Source organism: Novosphingobium sp. PASSN1 (genome assembly GCF_002278815.1).
The window spans coordinates 46158-61614 of sequence record NZ_NKIS01000016.1 but is presented as its reverse complement, the minus strand read 5'-3'; the positions used below and the strand labels follow the sequence as shown (position 1 = coordinate 61614).

The following is a 15457-nucleotide window of genomic DNA, read 5'->3' as shown; positions in this document are numbered from 1 at the left end:
TACAGTGACCAGTTCAAGGATGGCGTGATGAAGATTGCAGTTCTGCCGGGTGATGGCATCGGCCCCGAAGTGACGCGTGAGGCGCTGCGCGTGCTCGATGCGCTGGATCTGGGCATCGCACGCGAAGAAGCCCTTGTCGGCGGCGTCGCCTATCATGCCACCGGCCATCCGCTCCCGCCCGAAACCCTCGCCCTTGCCGCTGCGTCGGATGGCGTGCTGTTCGGCGCGGTCGGTGATCCCACCTGCGATGCGCTCGAACGCCACTTGCGCCCCGAACAGGCGATCCTCGGCCTGCGCAAGGAACTCACCCTGTTCGCCAACTTGCGCCCCGCCAAGGTATTCGCCGGGCTCGAAGGCCACTCCGCGCTGCGCCCCGAAGTGGCGGGCGCCATCGACCTGCTCATCGTGCGCGAACTCAACGGTGACGTCTATTTCGGCGAAAAGGGCTTCCGCACCACTGCCAATGGCGAGCGCGAAGGTTGGGACATGATGTCCTACTGCGAAAGCGAAGTGCGCCGCATCGCCCACATCGCCTTCCGCGCCGCGCAGGGCCGTAACAAGCGCCTATGCTCGGTCGACAAGGCCAACGTCCTCGAAACCTCGCAGCTCTGGCGCGACGTGGTGATCGAAGTCGCCAGGGAATACCCCGACGTCGCGCTCGAACACATGTATGTCGACAACGCCGCGATGCAGCTGGTGAAGAGCCCCGGCCAGTTCGACGTCGTCGTCACCGGCAACCTGTTCGGCGATATTCTCTCCGATCAGGCCAGCATGTGCGTCGGCTCTATCGGCCTCCTCGCCTCGGCCTCGCTGGGCGAGCGGCAGACGCAGTACGGCACCTTCGGCCTTTACGAGCCGATCCACGGCTCCGCGCCCGATATCGCCGGCAAGGGCCTCGCCAATCCCATCGCCACGATCCTCTCGCTCGCCATGCTGCTGCGCCATTCGCTCGGCCTCGCAGATGCGGCAGACCGCATCGAAGCCGCCATTGCGCGCACTTTGGCGGACGGCGTTCTTGGCCGCGATCTCGGCGGGCTAGCAGGAACTACGGAAATTGGTGACGCGGTGCTCGCAAGGCTGTAAGCGCCCGCCCCATGCTGCAACTCGCTGTCATCCTGCCCACCTTCAACGAGCGCAAGAACATTGCGCCCATGGTCGAGCGCCTTGATGCCGCGCTTAAGGGCCTGTCGTGGGAGGCGATCTTCGTCGACGACAACAGCCCCGACGGCACGGCCGAAGAGGCGCGCCGCATCGGCCGCGATGATCCGCGCATCCGTGTGATCGAGCGGATCGGCCGGCGCGGCCTTGCCTCCGCCGCCATCGAGGGCATGTGCGCCACCGCCGCGCCCATCGTCGCGGTGATGGACGCCGATCACCAGCACGATCCCGCGCTGCTCCCCGGCATGTACGAAGCCGTGAGCAGCCCGGATTACGACGTTGCCTACGCCTCGCGCTTCGCCGAAGGCGCCAGCACCGAAGCGTGGGGCAGGCCCGACCGGGTGAAGGCCTCGGGCCTTGCCAACCGCATCGCCCGCCGCGTGACGGGCGTGCAGCTCTCCGATCCGATGAGCGGCTTCTTCATGCTCCGCGCCGAAACCTTACGGGCAGACGCGCACCGCCTTTCGGGCGTGGGCTTCAAGATCCTGCTCGATATTCTCGCCACGGTCGATGCGCCGCTCCGCGTCAAGGAATTCCCGTTGAACTTTGCCGCCCGCGCCGAAGGCGAAAGCAAGCTTGATCGCACGGTTGTCTTCGAATTCCTGATCGGCCTGTACGACAAGTGGCTGGGCCGCATCATCCCGACGCGGTTTGCCCTGTTCGGCACGATTGGCGGCCTTGGCGTGATCGTCCACATGGCCGTGCTGGCCTCGGTGCTGGGCGCGTTCGGCCAGAAGGTGCTGTATCACAACTGGTCCGATCAGCTTGAATTCATCATCGCGCAGACTTCGGCAGCGATTGTCGCGATGAGCTTCAACTTCATGCTCAACAACGAGCTGACCTATGCCGACAAGCGCCTGCGCGGCTTCGTACCCCTGCTGCGCGGCTGGGCCAAGTTCGCGCTCACCTGTTCAGTCGGCCTCCTCGCCAATGTCGGCGCGGCCGCCGCGCTGATGCGCATGGGCTTCCACGCCTATCCCGCCGCCATCGTCGGCATCGTTGTCGGCTCGGTGTGGAACTTCGCGCTTTCCAGCAAGTTCGTCTGGGGCAAGTACTGAGCCGCTAGATCCTCCCCATTTTTGCGGAGCACAAATGGGGAGGTGTCATTCGCACAGCGAATGACGGAGGGGTTCCTGGCCGCCTACCGCCAGCTATCGAGCCACGTGAAATCCCGGTAGGAATTCTTGCCCTCCAGCGCTGCCGCTGAAAGGATCGGGTAGAACCCGACGAATAGCATCGCCGACAGCACCACAGTGAACAGCGCAGGCCAGCGCCGCCCTTGCTCCCACCAGCCCGCCAGCACCAGCGCCAGCGCCGCCATCAGGAACACGCTGGCCAGCGCATAATGGTAATAGAACTGCACCGGCTTGCCGTTGATCGCCCAGAAGATCAGGCTGGCGATATAGAGCACGACCACCGCCCCGCGCAGCCGGTCGCCCTGCCGCACTCCGGCCCACAGGCACAGCAGCAGCGCGGGCAGCCCGGCCAGCATCGTGAAGGGATTGCCGATCATCAGCACCCCGCGCTGCGCCCCGTCCCACGGCGAATAGAAGAACCAGATCGGGCGGATGTTGAACACCCATTGCCACCACCGGCTCATGTAGAGGTGCGGCTTCACCACGCTGTCCTGCAATTGCAGCATGTATTGCTGCCAGGGGATCAGCCCGCGCAAGGTCAGCGGCTGCATCTTGTAGAAGAACGCGGGCGCAAAGGTCGCGAAATAGGCGATCAACGGCACCACGCCGAGCCACACCGCGGCCTCCAGCAGCGAAATGCCCCGGATCGGCCCGGCATCGCGCGCCCACAGCAAACCGCACCGCCGCCCGGCCAGTGCCCACCACCGGTCCCACGCAAACAGCAGTCCCGGCAGAGCGAGGATCGGCGCGCCGTTCCACTTGCCGCCCAGCGAAAGGCCCAGAAACACCCCGCATAGCGCCAGATGCAACCGCGAACCCTTACGCCACGCCAGCGCGGCCTGCCAGAACGCCAGCGCCATCATGCTCGCCATCGCCATGTCGAGCATCGCGATCCGGCTCAGCACGAACCAGATGAAGTTGGTGGCAAACAGCAGGCCGAACAGCAGCGTCGCAGACCGCGAAAGGCTCGCCCACCAAACGCTGCGCATTCCAGCTAACAGCCCCAGCGTGCCGAGCAGCGCATTGGGCAGCCGCCAGCCCCACGGGTTATCGCCGAACACCAGCATCCCCAGCGCGATCATCTCCTTGCCCAGCAGCGGATGCTCGGGATTGAGCCGGCTGGTCAGCGCGATCAGCCGCCGCGCGGCGGGCAGATAGTGCACTTCATCGAACATGATCTTCGATGGCGTGCCCAGCCGGTGCAGCACCACCACGAGGAACCCCAGCGTGATCGCCCAGCACCACACCAGCGGATCGCCGTATTCGCGGCGAGGTCCGGTGAAGGGGGCGATGATGCGGGAAAACAGCGTCATGGAAGGCGCGCGCATACTCCGTTCAGGGCCTCAAGGGCAATGGCGGTGCTTGCGCCCGTCCCCCCGCAAATCTAAGGGCATGGGCCATGAAACGCACCACCGGTCAGGACCGCTCGATCACCGCCAACTGGCGCCCCGCAACGCAGGCCGTGCGCGGCGGCACCTGGCGTTCGGAAATGGGCGAGACCTCCGAAGCCCTGTTCCTCACCTCCGGCTTCACGTACGACGATGCCGCCACCGTCGCCGCACGCTTTGCGGGCGAGGCGGATGGCATGACCTATTCGCGCCTGCAGAACCCCACGGTGGCGATGCTGGAAGAACGCATCGCCCTGCTGGAAGGCGCAGAAGCCTGCCGCGCGCAGGCCAGCGGCATGGCCGCGATGACGACAGCGCTGCTCTGCCAGCTTTCCGCCGGAGACCACATCGTCGCCGCCAAGGCCGCGTTCGGATCGTGCCGCTGGCTGGTGGACAACCTGCTGCCGCGCTTCGGCATCGAGGGCACGACCATCGACGCGGGCGACAACGCCGCATGGGAAGCCGCGATCCAGCCCAACACCAAGGTGTTCTTCTTCGAAAGCCCGGCGAACCCGACGATGGACCTCGTCGATCTGGAGCATGTCTGCGGTCTCGCCCGCGCGCATGGCATCACGACCGTGGTCGATAACGCGTTTGCCACCAGCGCGCTCCAGCGCCCGCTCGATTTCGGCGCGGATGTCGTCGCCTATTCGGCCACCAAGATGATGGACGGACAAGGCCGCGTGCTGGCGGGCGCCGTCGCCGGGTCAGCCCAGTTCATCAACGACAAGCTCCTGCCGTTCCAGCGCAACACCGGGCCGAACATCGCCCCGTTCAACGCGTGGGTCGTGCTCAAGGGCCTCGAAACGCTGGACCTGCGCATCCGCCGCCAGAGCGAAAACGCGCTGAAGGTCGCCAGCTTCGTCGAAAGCCGCGTGCCGACGGTGCGTTATCCGTTCCTGCCCAGCCACCCGCAGCACGCGCTGGCGGTGAAGCAGATGCAGGCGGGCGGCACGATCTTCAGCATGGAAGTGCCCGGTGGCCGCGCGCAGGCCCACGCGCTGCTCGATGCGCTTCAGCTCATCGATATCTCGAACAACATCGGCGATTCGCGCTCGCTGATGTGCCACCCCGCGTCCACCACCCACCACGGCGTCGGCGCGGAAACCCGCGCCGACATGGGCGTGACCGAAGGGATGTTGCGGCTGAACGTGGGTCTGGAAGACGCCGATGACGTGATCGAGGATCTGGATCAGGCACTCAAGGCGGCGGGGCTCTAAAAAGTAGGGACAGTCCCTATTTTTTAGCCCGCCAGCTTCGCTTCCAGCGCCTCGATCCGCGCCTTCAGCGTCTCGGCCTCCTCGCGCGCGGCGGTGGCCATTTCCTTCACCACCTCGAACTCCTCGCGGCTGACGAAGTCGATCCCGCCGAAGGTTTCGCGCAGCTTTTCGCGCGCGGATTCCCCCGCCTCGCGGCCCATGCCCGCCAGCGTGCCCGCGGCGCTGTTGAGCAGCTTGACGAAATCGGCGATCATCGGGTTCTCGGTCTGCATGGCCCTGGCCTTTTCAAAAACTGTGATGGCCAGCAGATGGGCGTTCCCGCCGCGCCGCGCAAGGCGTGAGCAAGGGCAAATCAGAGCTGGACGCGCACCGCCGCGCCTGAACCTTCCGCTCCGTCTGCCGCAGGATTGAGCGCAAGGAACTGATAATTCAGCACCGAGGCAAAGCAGATCCACGCCAGATAGGGCAGGAGCAGCATCCCCGCCGTCGGCCGCACGCGCCAGAACAGCAGGATCATCCCCAGCGTCAGCGGGATCATCAGGCCGATGATCGCCAGCGCCGCGCTCATCTGGTGCATTCCGAAAAATACCGGGCTCCACGCCAGATTGAGCACGAGCTGCACTGCAAACACCGCCACGGCCACGCCGCGCCCCGGCGCACCGCGCGCCGATGCCACCATCGCCAGCGCCACCCCGATCAGCACATAGAGCACCGACCACACGATGCCGAAGGTTGCCGGCGGGGGATAGAGGCCCGGCTTGGCCAGCGCGGCAAACCAGGGATTTTCCGGCCCCGCATTGGCCACGATGCTTGAAAGGAAGCCAAGCCCAAGCACCGTCGGCACGGTAAACAGCGACCAGCGCAGCAGACTGGCGCGCAGCTGGGCGGGAGAGGCAAGATAGCGCATGGGCTCAAAATGTCCTTCCGGGGCAGCCCGGTAAAAGCGATTCGCCAACAATACTAGAAAGGCGATATTGGCCGGGCTGCGGCAACTAGGCAATCGCCGCAGGGGTTTCCCCGCTACCCTCCGCCCGCAGCGCCGAAATCAGGAACTCGACATTGCCTTCCGGCCCGGTGATCGGGCTGGTCGTGATCCCCTGAACCGCCCAACCTTCACCTTCCAGCCAGCCGCGCACTTCATCGCAGACGCGGGCGTGCAGCGCCGGATCGCGCACCACGCCGCCCTTGCCCACTTCGCCGCGCCCCACTTCGAACTGCGGCTTGATCAGCGCCACCAGCTGCGTGGGCCGCGCGGCCAGCGTCAGCGGCACTTCCAGCACCTTGCGCAGGCCAATGAAGCTTGCATCGCACACCACCCACGTTGCGGGCCGGTCGATATGGGCGCTCGTCAGGATGCGCGCGCTGGTCTGTTCCAGCACCGTCACGCGCGGATCCTGCCGCAGCTTCCACGCCAGCTGGTTGGTGCCCGAATCAACCGCGAACACATGCGCCGCGCCATGAGTCAGCAGCACATCGGTAAACCCGCCAGTGGAGCTGCCGATGTCAATCGCGGTCACCCCCGCCGGATCGAGCCCGAAATGCGCGATGGCGTGTGCCAGCTTGATCCCCCCGCGCGAAACCCATGGATGATCGCGCCCGCGCACCTCGATCGGCGCATCGGCGGCCAGCGCGTGGCCCGCTTTGGTCAGCTTGGTCTCGCCCGAATAGACATGCCCGCCCAGAATCAGCGCTTGCGCCCGCGCGCGGCTCTCCGCCAGCCCCCGCTCGACCAGCAGCTGATCGATGCGGACTTTCGATTTGCCCCCGGATTTGCCCGGAGTGGGTGCAGAGCGGCTTGAGGTCACCGCCGCTCTCTTCCATACCCGGGGCATGAAGATCAACCTCCCAGGCCTGTGCTGCGTTCTGCTGATTGCCCCGCTGCTCGTTGTTGCTGGCTGCACCGGCTCACCCCCGCAGCCCTCACCGGCCCCGCGCGGCACCGCTGCACCGGCTCCCCGGCCTGCGCCTCTTCCAGTGCCGCCGCGCACCGCCCCGCCGCCGCCCCTCCCCGCATCTGCCGCGCTTCCCGACACCGCCAACTGGCGCGATCTGCCGCAGACGCCGGGCCAGTGGACTTATGGCGCGGAAGCCACCGGCAGCGCGGTGCGCTTCGGCCAGCCCGGCGCGGGATCGCTCATCGTGCTGCGCTGCGATCGCACCCGCCCGGCCATCGTGCTCCAGCGCGCCGGGTTCGGTTCGGCCCAAGTGCCCGCCACGATCACCACCAGCGCCGCCGTCCGCCGCCTGACCGCCGCGCCCGTGGGCGATGCGGGCACGGTGCGGAACGCCGCGATTCCCTTCGAGATCACGTTCAACGTCCGCGATCCGCTGCTCGATGCCATGGCCTTCAGCCGCGGGCGCTTCATGGTCGAGATGGGCGGCGCGCAGACGCTGGTCCTGCCCGCGTGGTCGGAACTGGGCCGCGTGATCGAGGATTGCCGCTGAGCAGGAAGCTTGCGGGACTTATCCACCACCCCAGCGCGAAGCTCCAATCCTGACCGCAAAAAAATTCAATGCAAGTCTTGTTCTTGGCCCCGGGATGAATCACATTCCGCCTCAAGGTCGGTACAGGGCTGCAACCCTCCGGCCGAGCCGCACACCGATGCCACTGGGGTCGAATGTCCTTGGGATCGGCAAGGCGGCACTTTGGCTCAACAGCGCGAAAGGAGGTGATCCGATGTCTCATGGTTCAGCAGAGGGGTCGGCATTGCGCATCGCGGAGCATTATCGATAGTTTGTTCAAGCGATAAAGGCATCCGTGGGCGGCACTTCCGGCCGCTGACCATGCGAAGGGCCGCTTCCGATTGCCGGAAGCGGCCCTTCACATTTGTTGCAAACCGCTTGCCATTTGCGCAACAATCGTTCACGGCGCGCCCTGACGCTTAACCATTCCCAAAGGACCGCCCGATGGCGACGCCCGCAACCGCTGCCCCGTTTTCCTTCACGCACCTGCCCCATCCCTCGCCCATCGCGGCAGACGTGCGCGCGCAAATCCTCGCCAATCCGGGCTTCGGCACCGCCTTTTCAGACCACATGGTCTCCGTCACTTATGAAGAGGGCAAGGGCTGGCACAGCGCCGAAGTGCTGCCATATGGCCCTATCGCGCTCGATCCCGCCGCCGCCGTGCTCCACTATGCGCAGGAAATCTTCGAAGGGCTGAAGGCTTACCGCCTCGCCGATGGCGGTATTGCCCTGTTCCGTCCTGAGGCGAACGCCGCGCGCTTCAACGCCTCGGCTGAACGGCTGGCCATGCCTGCGCTGCCCGATGGCCTGCTCGTGGCAGCGGTCGAGCAGCTCGTCCGCGCCGACAAGGACTGGTTCCCGACGGTCGAAGGCGGCTCGCTCTATCTGCGCCCCTTCCTGTTCGCGACCGAGGCGTTCCTCGGTGTGCGCCCGTCGAAGCAGTACCGTTTCCTCGTCATCGCCAGCCCGGCCGGCAACTATTTCAAGTCCGGCGCGCCCGCCGTCTCGCTCTGGGTGAGCGACTATAGCCGCGCGGCCCCCGGCGGCACGGGCGCGGCCAAGTGCGGCGGCAACTATGCCGCCAGCCTCGTCCCCACCGCAGAAGCCTTTTCGCGCGGGCACGATCAGGTGCTGTTCCTCGATGCTGTGGAGCGCAAGTGGATCGAGGAACTGGGCGGCATGAACCTGTTTTTCGTGATGGCCGATGGCTCGATCATCACGCCGCCGCTGGGCGGCACGATCCTGCCCGGCATCACCCGCGAAAGCCTGATCAAGCTGGCACGGGAAGAAGGCCTCACCGTGCGCGAGGAACGCTATTCGCTGGAGCAGTGGCAGGCCGATGCCACCTCGGGCGCGCTCACCGAAACCTTCGCCTGCGGAACCGCTGCCGTGGTCACGCCGGTCGGCAAGGTGACGAGCGCGGCGGACAGCTTCGTGATCGGCAGCGGCGGCCCCGGCCAGCTCACGCAAAAGCTGCGCCAGCGCCTCGTCTCGATCCAGCGCGGCGAAGCGGCAGACCCCCACGGCTGGGTCCACCGCATCGGCTGATCCTGCTGTTGCCAAGGCGTTTGCGCCGTGCCATCGCCCTTCCCTTAATCGCCCAGTTAGGGCGCGTGGGAGAGGTATGCCATGAGCATTTCGTTCAAGGACAAGGTCGCCATCGTCACGGGCGCAGGCGGCGGGATCGGCCGTGAATATGCCCTCGAACTCGGCCGCCGCGGCGCCAAGGTCGTCGTCAACGATCTCGGCGGCGCGCGCGATGGCACGGGCCATTCTGATGCCGCGCTCAAGGTCGTAGAGGAAATCCAGGCCGCTGGCGGCGAAGCGATGTCGAACGGCGGCTCGGTGACCGAATTCGAGCAGATGGCCGAGATGGTCGCACGCGCGAAGGAAAAGTGGGGCGGTGTCCACATCCTCATCAACAACGCCGGCATCCTGCGCGACAAGAGCTTCACCAAGATGGACCCGGCGGACTTCGAGATGGTCGTGAAGGTCCACCTCATCGGTTCCGCTTTCGCCACCAAGGCCTGCTGGGACACGATGCGCGAGCAGAACTACGGCCGCATCCTGATGACCGCTTCGTCCACTGGCCTGTTCGGCAATTTCGGCCAGGCCAACTACGGTGCGGCCAAGCTCGGCCTCGCGGGCCTGACCAAGACGCTCTACCTTGAAGGCGCAAAGAACAACATCAAGGTCAACACGCTGGTGCCCGTGGCCGCCACGCGCATGACCGAGGACATCTTCCCCGAGGAAGCTTTCAAGCTGTTCGGCCCCGAAAACGTCGCACCTGCCGCGCTCTTCCTCGTCTCTGACGATGCGCCCAGCAACGCCATCGTCGGCGCGGGCGCAGGGGCCTATCACTCGGCGTGGGTAACGATGAACAAGGGCGTGCTGTTGCCCCCCGAAGAGCGGACAGTCGAAGGCTTCGCCGCGCACTGGGACCAGATCTCGGACCGCACCGGCGATTTCGTGCCCCAATCGGGCGCGGAACAGAGCCAGGCGATTCTGGTGCAGCTTCAGGCAGCGATGAAACGCTGATCGATCACGGGCGGGGGCATGTTAGGTCAAGGACAGGCGCCGCGCGTCGCCCCCGCCAGTTGCATCGTCTTCAGCCGCGCCTGCACTTCGGCTTCGTCCAGAACGCGCACTGCCTTGGTGCGCCCATCGATGAGCAGCGGCGCTGCGCAATCGCGTTCGACAGCCTTGGGCACGGCCTTGCGGCTGCCTTTTTCAGGCACCATCAGCACCATGTCGGCATCGGCATCGCGGTAGACGACGCGCAGCAGCGCAGAGCCCTGATCCGGCTTGCTGCGAGGAGCGGGAGCAGCATCGCAGGCGCCCAGCGCCAGCAACGCCGCCAGCGCCAGCGCGCTTCTCAATCCTCGACGATCTTCAGCAGCTTGCGCTCCATTACGGCAAGCACTCCGGCCAGCTCGTGCCCGCGCTTCAGCACTTGCCCCGCTTCGCCAAACAGCGTCCACATGCCCTGCTTCGCGCGCAAGGCTGGGCGTTTTTCAATGCGCGCGGTGGGGCGCTCCGCCGTGCGCCGGAACGCGGCAAAGTGCGCGGCATCCTTGCCGAAGCTCATCGCATAATCGCGCCATTCGCCAGCAGCGACCATGCGGCCATAGAGATCGAGAATGCGCTGCAGCTCCGCCCGGTCAAACCCGACCTGCGGCTCGCCGCGCTGGTTTGGAAACGTCAGAACCGTGGGGCTGCCCGCCCCGCCCAAATCGCTGCCGATCACGCTCAGCTGCGGCTCCTGCGCTGCGGCCCGCCGCGCCCCGGCTCAGCAGGTTCGCCCTGCCGCTCCAAGAGCGCTGCGACTTGCGCCTTGAGCAGCGCAACTTCAGCCTCCAGTTCGTCGACTCGCGTCCCGCCGGTGGGCTCGCACGGCTCCTTGCAGGGCGTGCCATAGGGAATGAAGTCCTTGAGCCAGGTTTCGACCGGCACCAGCGTGGAGCGCGCCTTGAGGCCTACCATCGTCGCGCCTTCGGGCACGTCTTCAGTTACCACGGCATTGGCGCCCACACGCGCCCGCGGCCCAACGGTGATCGGACCCAGAATCTGTGCACCCGAACCGATGATCGCATTGTCGCTCAGCGTCGGGTGCCGCTTGCCCGGCACGCCATTGGCCGGGTTCGTGCCGCCCAGGGTAACGCACTGATAGATCGTTACATTGTTGCCGATCTCGGCCGTCTCACCGATCACGGTAAAGCCGTGGTCGATAAACAGGTGCCGCCCGATCGTCGCGCCGGGGTGAATGTCGATGCCGGTAAAGAACCGCGCCAGATGGTTCACGAACCGCGCGAGGAAGAACATCCGCCGCACGAACAGCCAGTGCGCAACGCGATGAAAACCCACCGCATGAAGCCCCGGATAAAGCAGGATTTCCCAGCGCGAACGCGGCGCGGGATCGCGCGCACGGATCGAGTCCAGATAGGTGGTGAGGCTAGCAAACATGCGTGCAGATACCCCCTTTTGGCCCCTCAAAGCAAGCGGGCCTATAAAAGCCGGGGCTGCCGTTCGGCTTCGGGCACCCCATGTACCCGCTCGGCCAGCGCATCCCGCGCAAGGGATATGGTGACGGCGGCCTTGCGCTCAAGGGACAGGCGATCAATTGTTTCGACCAGCGCCTCGGCCGCCGCATGGCTGCGCTCCAGCCGGGGCAGGATATAGCCCAGCACCGCCTCGCCCAGCGCCAGCCCGCGCCGCGCCGCGTGGGTCTCCACCAGCGCGCGCAGCAAGTCATCGTCCGGCGCGGCAATCTCGATCATCAGCGCCGCGCCCAGCCGCGAGGCCAGATCGGGCAGCGCCACCGCCCATGTCCCCGGCGCGCGGTTCGCCACGATCAGCAGCGGCCGTCCATCGGCCTGCGCGCGGTTCCAGCGGTGAAACACCGCGTCTTCGGGCAGGCTATCGGCATCATCCAGCGCATCGCCCAGCCCGCTTGCGGCAAACCACCGCGCCAGCAGGCTCTTGCCCGAACGCGGCGGCCCGGCCAGCACGGCAGCGCGAAATGGCCAGTCCGCTGCGCCTGCCAACAGCACCAGCACGGGTTCAAGGCTCGGTCCGGTCAGCACCGTCTCGGCACTGGTCGCCGTGACGAGGGGCAAGGCAATCTGGCTCATGCGGCAGCTACTTGCGGATGCTGAGCGCACCGGCCCCTTGGGTCACGCGCCAGCCCTGCGCGCGCAGGGCCGCGGCCAGCGCGTCGATCTCGCCAGCAAAGGTCACGCGCATCACTGAAGTCCCGCCGATGGCAAGGCTGGTGGTTGCCGCTTCCTTCACGCCGTCCACCCGCCGCAGCGCGCCAAGCGCCGCATCGACCGCCGCGCCATCAGGCGTCACGAACTGCACCGTCACCACCGTCGTCGGCACGGCCGCCGTGGTCGCAGCCGCATCGGGGCCAGCCGCCGCCGTCGCCGCCGGAGCAGGCCCCAGCTTGGCGACGATGCTTTCCACCAGCGCCGGATCGAGATCGGGCCGCATCGAAAGCGAAGGATCGGGCGCGAGCTGCCCCGCCGCCAACGCCCCGGCATAGAGCGCATCAAGCTTCGTGATCGCCTCGGCCAGCATCGCAGGCAGCTTGTCCTCGCTGGGCGCGGTCAGTTCGAAACTGCCGATGAACTGGTTGTCCGGCCCGCGCCGCGCGGTGAACGTGCCGCGCACCGGGCCGCCCGGCCACAGCCGTTCCAGCTTGGCCATCGGCATGATCACATCTGCAGCGCCAAACGAATCGAGCACCAGCCGCCACCAGTTGCGGCTGCGACGGCTCACTTGCCCGGCGGTCAGCAGCAGCGAATCCGCCCCGGCCCCGTTCGGGCGCACATAATCGATCACGCTCGCGCCGGTGCGAAACTCGGCCCACGCCTTCTGCCAGGGCGTGCGCGTTTCGAACACCGCCGTCACCCCGCCTTGCGTGAGCACCGGAATCACCAGCAGCGGCGCCGAACGGGCAATCTGGCCCTGCATGCCAAGGTAGCCGCTGGTCCGCGTGCGGTCGAAGATCACGCCCAGCGTTGCGATATAGCGGTGCGGCCCGATCTGCTCCTGCCCCACCACCACGGCGGAAACCATGCCTTCGATGGTGCCATCATCCAGCCCCGGCGCGCTCCCGCCGCCAAGGCCGTTGGACTTCCACAGCTTTTCCCACGCCAGCCGCTGCGCCTGCTTCCAGCCATTGGCGCGCGCGTCCTCGGCGGTCTTGCCGGTCACGTTCACTTCGATCCCGGTCACTTCGTAATCGCCGTTGCTGGCAATCGGCGCGATCCCACGATCACCCTCGATTTGCGCATAGATCGCCGCGCCTGCGCCCACGAGCAGCAGCCCGAGGCCCGCCAGCAGCGCAAGGCGCGCTTTGCGAGACAGGTCTGGCCTGGCCATCGATCCGGGCAATGTGAGGCGCAAGGCGGCCAAGGGAACTCCATCTGCGGACGCGGGCATGCGCTGGTCTTCGGCTGGCTGCGCTTTTGCCCAAAGGCAAGTGGAAATCCAAGCAGGAAAGCGCTAGGCGGCTGCGCATGTCTTCGAACGATAAAGCAGAGCAGTCCTACTCCTACGCCAAGGCGGGGGTAGACATCGCTGCCGGCAATGCGCTGGTAAAGGCCATCGGTCCCCTCGCGCGGATGACCGCACGCCCCGGCGCAGACGCCGAACTCGGCGGTTTTGGCGCGTTTTTCGATCTCAAGGCGGCGGGCTACAAGGACCCGCTGCTGGTTGCGGGCAACGATGGTGTCGGCACCAAGGTCAAGCTTGCGATCGACCATGATCGGCACGATGCCATCGGCATCGATCTGGTCGCCATGTGCGTCAACGATCTGATCGTGCAGGGCGCAGAGCCTTTGTTCTTCCTCGATTATTTTGCCACGGGCAAACTCGATACCGGCGTTGCCGAGCGAGTCGTGGCGGGCATTGCCGAAGGCTGCCGCATGGCCGGCTGCGCGCTGATCGGTGGCGAAACCGCCGAAATGCCCGGCATGTATGCTCCGGGTGACTATGACCTTGCGGGCTTCTGCGTCGGCGCGGTGGAGCGCGGCGAACAGCTCAACGGCAACCGCGTCGCGGCCGGAGACGTGCTGATCGGCCTCGCCTCCTCCGGCGTCCATTCCAACGGCTATTCGCTCGTCCGCCGCCTTGCGACAGACAAGGGCTGGAAGCTCGATCGCCCCGCCCTGTTTGATAATGAGCGCCTGCTGATCGACCACCTGATCGAGCCGACGCGCATCTATGTGAAGAGCCTGCTGCCGTTCATCCGTTCGGGACGGATTCACGCGCTCGCCCACATCACCGGCGGCGGCCTTCTCGAAAACGTGCCCCGCGTGCTGCCGAAGGGGCTCCACGCGCGCATCGATGCGGACGCATGGGAGCAGCCGCGCCTGATGGCCTTCCTGCAAGCGCAGGGCCAGATCGAGCCCGAGGAAATGGCCCGTACCTTCAACTGCGGCGTGGGCATGATCCTCGCCGTCGCCGCCGATGAAGCCGGGCCCCTCATCGCCGATCTCACCGCCGCTGGCGAAACCGCCTTCACCGTGGGCGAGATCGTGGCGGGCGAAAAGGGCTGCACCGTCTTCGGCAGCGAGGAAGCGTGGTCCGCGCGCGATGCGTGGGAAGCGGTCCACATTGGCTGAAGCACGCGCCAAAGTCGCCGTCTTCATCTCGGGCAGCGGCACCAACATGGCCGCACTGCTTTACGCGAGCCGCCTCGCCGCCTGCCCGTTCGAGATCGTCCTCGTGCTGTCCAACAACCCCGAAGCGGGCGGCCTGAAGCTGGCGGCGGCAGAGGGCGTGCCCACCTTCGTGCTCCCGCACAAGGGCGTGCCCCGCGCCGAGCATGATGCGGCGATGGAAGCCGAGGTCCGCCGCCACGGCGCAGGGTGGATCGCGCTGGCGGGCTACATGCGCATCCTCAGCCCCGAGTTCGTGGGGCGCTGGGAGGGGCGGATGGTCAATATCCACCCCTCGCTCCTGCCGAAATACACCGGCCTACACACCCACGAGCGCGCCATCGCGGCGGGCGACAGCCATGCAGGCTGCACCGTCCACCTCGTCACCGCCGATCTCGATGAAGGCCCGGTCCTCGGCCAGATCCCCGTCGCGATCCTCCCCGGCGATACGGCCGATACCCTCGCCGCGCGTGTCCTCTTCGCCGAGCACCAACTCTATGCACGCTGCCTTGCCGAACTGGTGACGCGCGAAGCCGATCCCGCCTGGCTCACCCAGCAGGTCCGCGCCCGCGCCATGGCGCTTCCCGAAGCTGAGGAAAGCCTCAGCCACGGCATGGCCTGCTTCGGCATCGTGAAGGGCAAGAAGTTCGCGTGGGTCAGGGCCGATCATCACGCGGACGGGAAAACCGCGCTCCTCGTCAAGATCAGCGGCGTCGACGAGCAGGAACAGCTCATCGAAAGCGATCCGGAACGCTTCTTCCGGCCCGTCTATTTCGGCGATGGGTGGATAGCTATTCGTCTTGACCTCGGCGATGTCGACTGGGACGATATCGGCGAATGGCTGCGCCGCTCGTGGCAAGCCGTAGCGCCGCGCAAGCTCGCGGCGATGATGGAATTCTGATCCCATGCCCGCCATTGCGATCACA

17 protein-coding genes are annotated in these 15457 nt (G+C 66.4%); 8 read left to right on the top strand and 9 right to left on the bottom strand.

Going from position 1 to position 15457, the window contains the following annotated elements:
* Nucleotides 1–27: 27 nt before the first annotated feature.
* Both leuB and CFE35_RS20385 read left to right on the top strand, forming a co-directional pair.
* Nucleotides 28–1083, top strand: coding sequence for a 3-isopropylmalate dehydrogenase (gene leuB, locus CFE35_RS20390; protein ID WP_292933464.1), 1056 nt, complete (start codon nucleotides 28–30; stop codon nucleotides 1081–1083).
* Between the two features lie 11 nt (nucleotides 1084–1094).
* Nucleotides 1095–2216 (top strand): glycosyltransferase family 2 protein, encoded by a 1122-nt coding sequence (locus tag CFE35_RS20385; RefSeq protein ID WP_292933462.1) that lies wholly within the window; start codon nucleotides 1095–1097, stop codon nucleotides 2214–2216.
* A gap of 83 nt (nucleotides 2217–2299) precedes the next feature.
* Here the strand turns inward: CFE35_RS20385 and CFE35_RS20380 are convergent, their stop codons facing one another.
* Entirely contained in the window at nucleotides 2300–3607 is a 1308-nt protein-coding gene (locus tag CFE35_RS20380) for a phospholipid carrier-dependent glycosyltransferase (RefSeq protein WP_292933460.1), read from the bottom strand.
* A gap of 86 nt (nucleotides 3608–3693) precedes the next feature.
* Between CFE35_RS20380 and CFE35_RS20375 the strand changes: the two genes are divergently transcribed.
* A complete protein-coding gene (locus CFE35_RS20375; RefSeq protein WP_292933458.1) occupies nucleotides 3694–4902 on the top strand; it encodes an aminotransferase class I/II-fold pyridoxal phosphate-dependent enzyme in 1209 nt (402 codons plus the stop codon).
* Between the two features lie 23 nt (nucleotides 4903–4925).
* On the opposite strand, the gene CFE35_RS20370 is transcribed toward CFE35_RS20375, so the two are convergent.
* The 3 genes from CFE35_RS20370 to CFE35_RS20360 all read right to left on the bottom strand — a co-directional run bounded on the left by CFE35_RS20370 (nucleotide 4926) and on the right by CFE35_RS20360 (nucleotide 6707).
* Nucleotides 4926–5174 carry an accessory factor UbiK family protein gene (locus tag CFE35_RS20370; RefSeq protein ID WP_292933456.1) on the bottom strand — a complete coding sequence of 83 codons (249 nt, stop codon included), beginning with the start codon at nucleotides 5172–5174 and terminating at the stop codon, nucleotides 4926–4928.
* Nucleotides 5175–5254: 80 nt separating this feature from the next.
* The gene (locus CFE35_RS20365; RefSeq protein WP_292933455.1) at nucleotides 5255–5809 is read right to left on the bottom strand and encodes a TspO/MBR family protein; all 555 of its coding nucleotides are present in this window, start codon (nucleotides 5807–5809) and stop codon (nucleotides 5255–5257) included.
* Between the two features lie 85 nt (nucleotides 5810–5894).
* Nucleotides 5895–6707: a TlyA family RNA methyltransferase gene (locus CFE35_RS20360; RefSeq protein WP_292933453.1), complete on the bottom strand. Its 813-nt coding sequence runs from the start codon at nucleotides 6705–6707 to the stop codon at nucleotides 5895–5897.
* 25 nt (nucleotides 6708–6732) lie between these two features.
* On the opposite strand from CFE35_RS20360, the gene CFE35_RS20355 reads away from it, so the two are divergent.
* The 3 genes from CFE35_RS20355 (at nucleotide 6733) to CFE35_RS20345 (ending at nucleotide 9903) form a co-directional block, all read left to right on the top strand.
* Complete coding sequence (locus CFE35_RS20355) at nucleotides 6733–7347, top strand: hypothetical protein (protein WP_292933451.1); 615 nt, start codon at nucleotides 6733–6735, stop codon at nucleotides 7345–7347.
* Between the two features lie 462 nt (nucleotides 7348–7809).
* Nucleotides 7810–8913 carry a branched-chain amino acid aminotransferase gene (locus CFE35_RS20350; RefSeq protein ID WP_292933450.1) on the top strand — a complete coding sequence of 368 codons (1104 nt, stop codon included), beginning with the start codon at nucleotides 7810–7812 and terminating at the stop codon, nucleotides 8911–8913.
* A gap of 81 nt (nucleotides 8914–8994) precedes the next feature.
* Nucleotides 8995–9903: an SDR family NAD(P)-dependent oxidoreductase gene (locus tag CFE35_RS20345; protein ID WP_292933448.1), complete on the top strand. Its 909-nt coding sequence runs from the start codon at nucleotides 8995–8997 to the stop codon at nucleotides 9901–9903.
* A gap of 26 nt (nucleotides 9904–9929) precedes the next feature.
* Here the strand turns inward: CFE35_RS20345 and CFE35_RS20340 are convergent, their stop codons facing one another.
* Genes CFE35_RS20340 through CFE35_RS20320 form a run of 5 tightly spaced genes read right to left on the bottom strand, consistent with a single transcriptional unit; the run spans nucleotide 9930 to nucleotide 13251 of the window.
* The gene (locus CFE35_RS20340) at nucleotides 9930–10244 is read right to left on the bottom strand and encodes a hypothetical protein (RefSeq protein ID WP_292933446.1); all 315 of its coding nucleotides are present in this window, start codon (nucleotides 10242–10244) and stop codon (nucleotides 9930–9932) included.
* On the bottom strand, nucleotides 10241–10597 hold the full coding sequence (locus CFE35_RS20335; protein ID WP_292933492.1) for a DUF2794 domain-containing protein: 357 nt from the start codon (nucleotides 10595–10597) through the stop codon (nucleotides 10241–10243). The genes CFE35_RS20340 and CFE35_RS20335 overlap by 4 nt, the downstream gene beginning before the upstream one ends.
* A 17-nt stretch (nucleotides 10598–10614) precedes the next feature.
* On the bottom strand, nucleotides 10615–11328 hold the full coding sequence (epsC, locus tag CFE35_RS20330; RefSeq protein WP_292933444.1) for a serine O-acetyltransferase EpsC: 714 nt from the start codon (nucleotides 11326–11328) through the stop codon (nucleotides 10615–10617).
* Between the two features lie 41 nt (nucleotides 11329–11369).
* Entirely contained in the window at nucleotides 11370–11996 is a 627-nt protein-coding gene (locus CFE35_RS20325) for a DnaA/Hda family protein (RefSeq protein WP_292933442.1), read from the bottom strand.
* A 7-nt stretch (nucleotides 11997–12003) separates the two neighbouring features.
* Entirely contained in the window at nucleotides 12004–13251 is a 1248-nt protein-coding gene (locus tag CFE35_RS20320) for a heavy-metal-associated domain-containing protein (protein ID WP_292933441.1), read from the bottom strand.
* 137 nt (nucleotides 13252–13388) lie between these two features.
* On the opposite strand from CFE35_RS20320, the gene purM reads away from it, so the two are divergent.
* Entirely contained in the window at nucleotides 13389–14495 is a 1107-nt protein-coding gene (gene purM / locus CFE35_RS20315; protein ID WP_292933439.1) for a phosphoribosylformylglycinamidine cyclo-ligase, read from the top strand.
* Nucleotides 14488–15432, top strand: a complete 945-nt coding sequence (gene purN / locus CFE35_RS20310; RefSeq protein WP_292933437.1) for a phosphoribosylglycinamide formyltransferase — start codon at nucleotides 14488–14490, stop codon at nucleotides 15430–15432. Before purM ends, purN begins: the two co-directional genes overlap by 8 nt.
* Nucleotides 15433–15457: the final 25 nt, after the last annotated feature.

Excerpts from the sequence above, each read along its gene's own strand:
- CFE35_RS20350 (WP_292933450.1), top strand. The coding sequence starts at position 7,810 with ATGGCGACGCCCGCAACCGCTGCCCCGTTTTCCTTCACGCACCTGCCC.
- CFE35_RS20385 (WP_292933462.1), top strand. The coding sequence starts at position 1,095 with ATGCTGCAACTCGCTGTCATCCTGCCCACCTTCAACGAGCGCAAGAAC.
- CFE35_RS20325 (WP_292933442.1), bottom strand. The coding sequence starts at position 11,996 with ATGAGCCAGATTGCCTTGCCCCTCGTCACGGCGACCAGTGCCGAGACG.
- CFE35_RS20345 (WP_292933448.1), top strand. The coding sequence starts at position 8,995 with ATGAGCATTTCGTTCAAGGACAAGGTCGCCATCGTCACGGGCGCAGGC.
- CFE35_RS20370 (WP_292933456.1), bottom strand. The coding sequence starts at position 5,174 with ATGCAGACCGAGAACCCGATGATCGCCGATTTCGTCAAGCTGCTCAAC.
- purM (WP_292933439.1), top strand. The coding sequence starts at position 13,389 with ATGTCTTCGAACGATAAAGCAGAGCAGTCCTACTCCTACGCCAAGGCG.
- leuB (WP_292933464.1), top strand. The coding sequence starts at position 28 with ATGAAGATTGCAGTTCTGCCGGGTGATGGCATCGGCCCCGAAGTGACG.
- CFE35_RS20355 (WP_292933451.1), top strand. The coding sequence starts at position 6,733 with ATGAAGATCAACCTCCCAGGCCTGTGCTGCGTTCTGCTGATTGCCCCG.
- CFE35_RS20375 (WP_292933458.1), top strand. The coding sequence starts at position 3,694 with ATGAAACGCACCACCGGTCAGGACCGCTCGATCACCGCCAACTGGCGC.
- CFE35_RS20320 (WP_292933441.1), bottom strand. The coding sequence starts at position 13,251 with ATGGCCAGGCCAGACCTGTCTCGCAAAGCGCGCCTTGCGCTGCTGGCG.
- CFE35_RS20380 (WP_292933460.1), bottom strand. The coding sequence starts at position 3,607 with ATGACGCTGTTTTCCCGCATCATCGCCCCCTTCACCGGACCTCGCCGC.
- CFE35_RS20365 (WP_292933455.1), bottom strand. The coding sequence starts at position 5,809 with ATGCGCTATCTTGCCTCTCCCGCCCAGCTGCGCGCCAGTCTGCTGCGC.
- epsC (WP_292933444.1), bottom strand. The coding sequence starts at position 11,328 with ATGTTTGCTAGCCTCACCACCTATCTGGACTCGATCCGTGCGCGCGAT.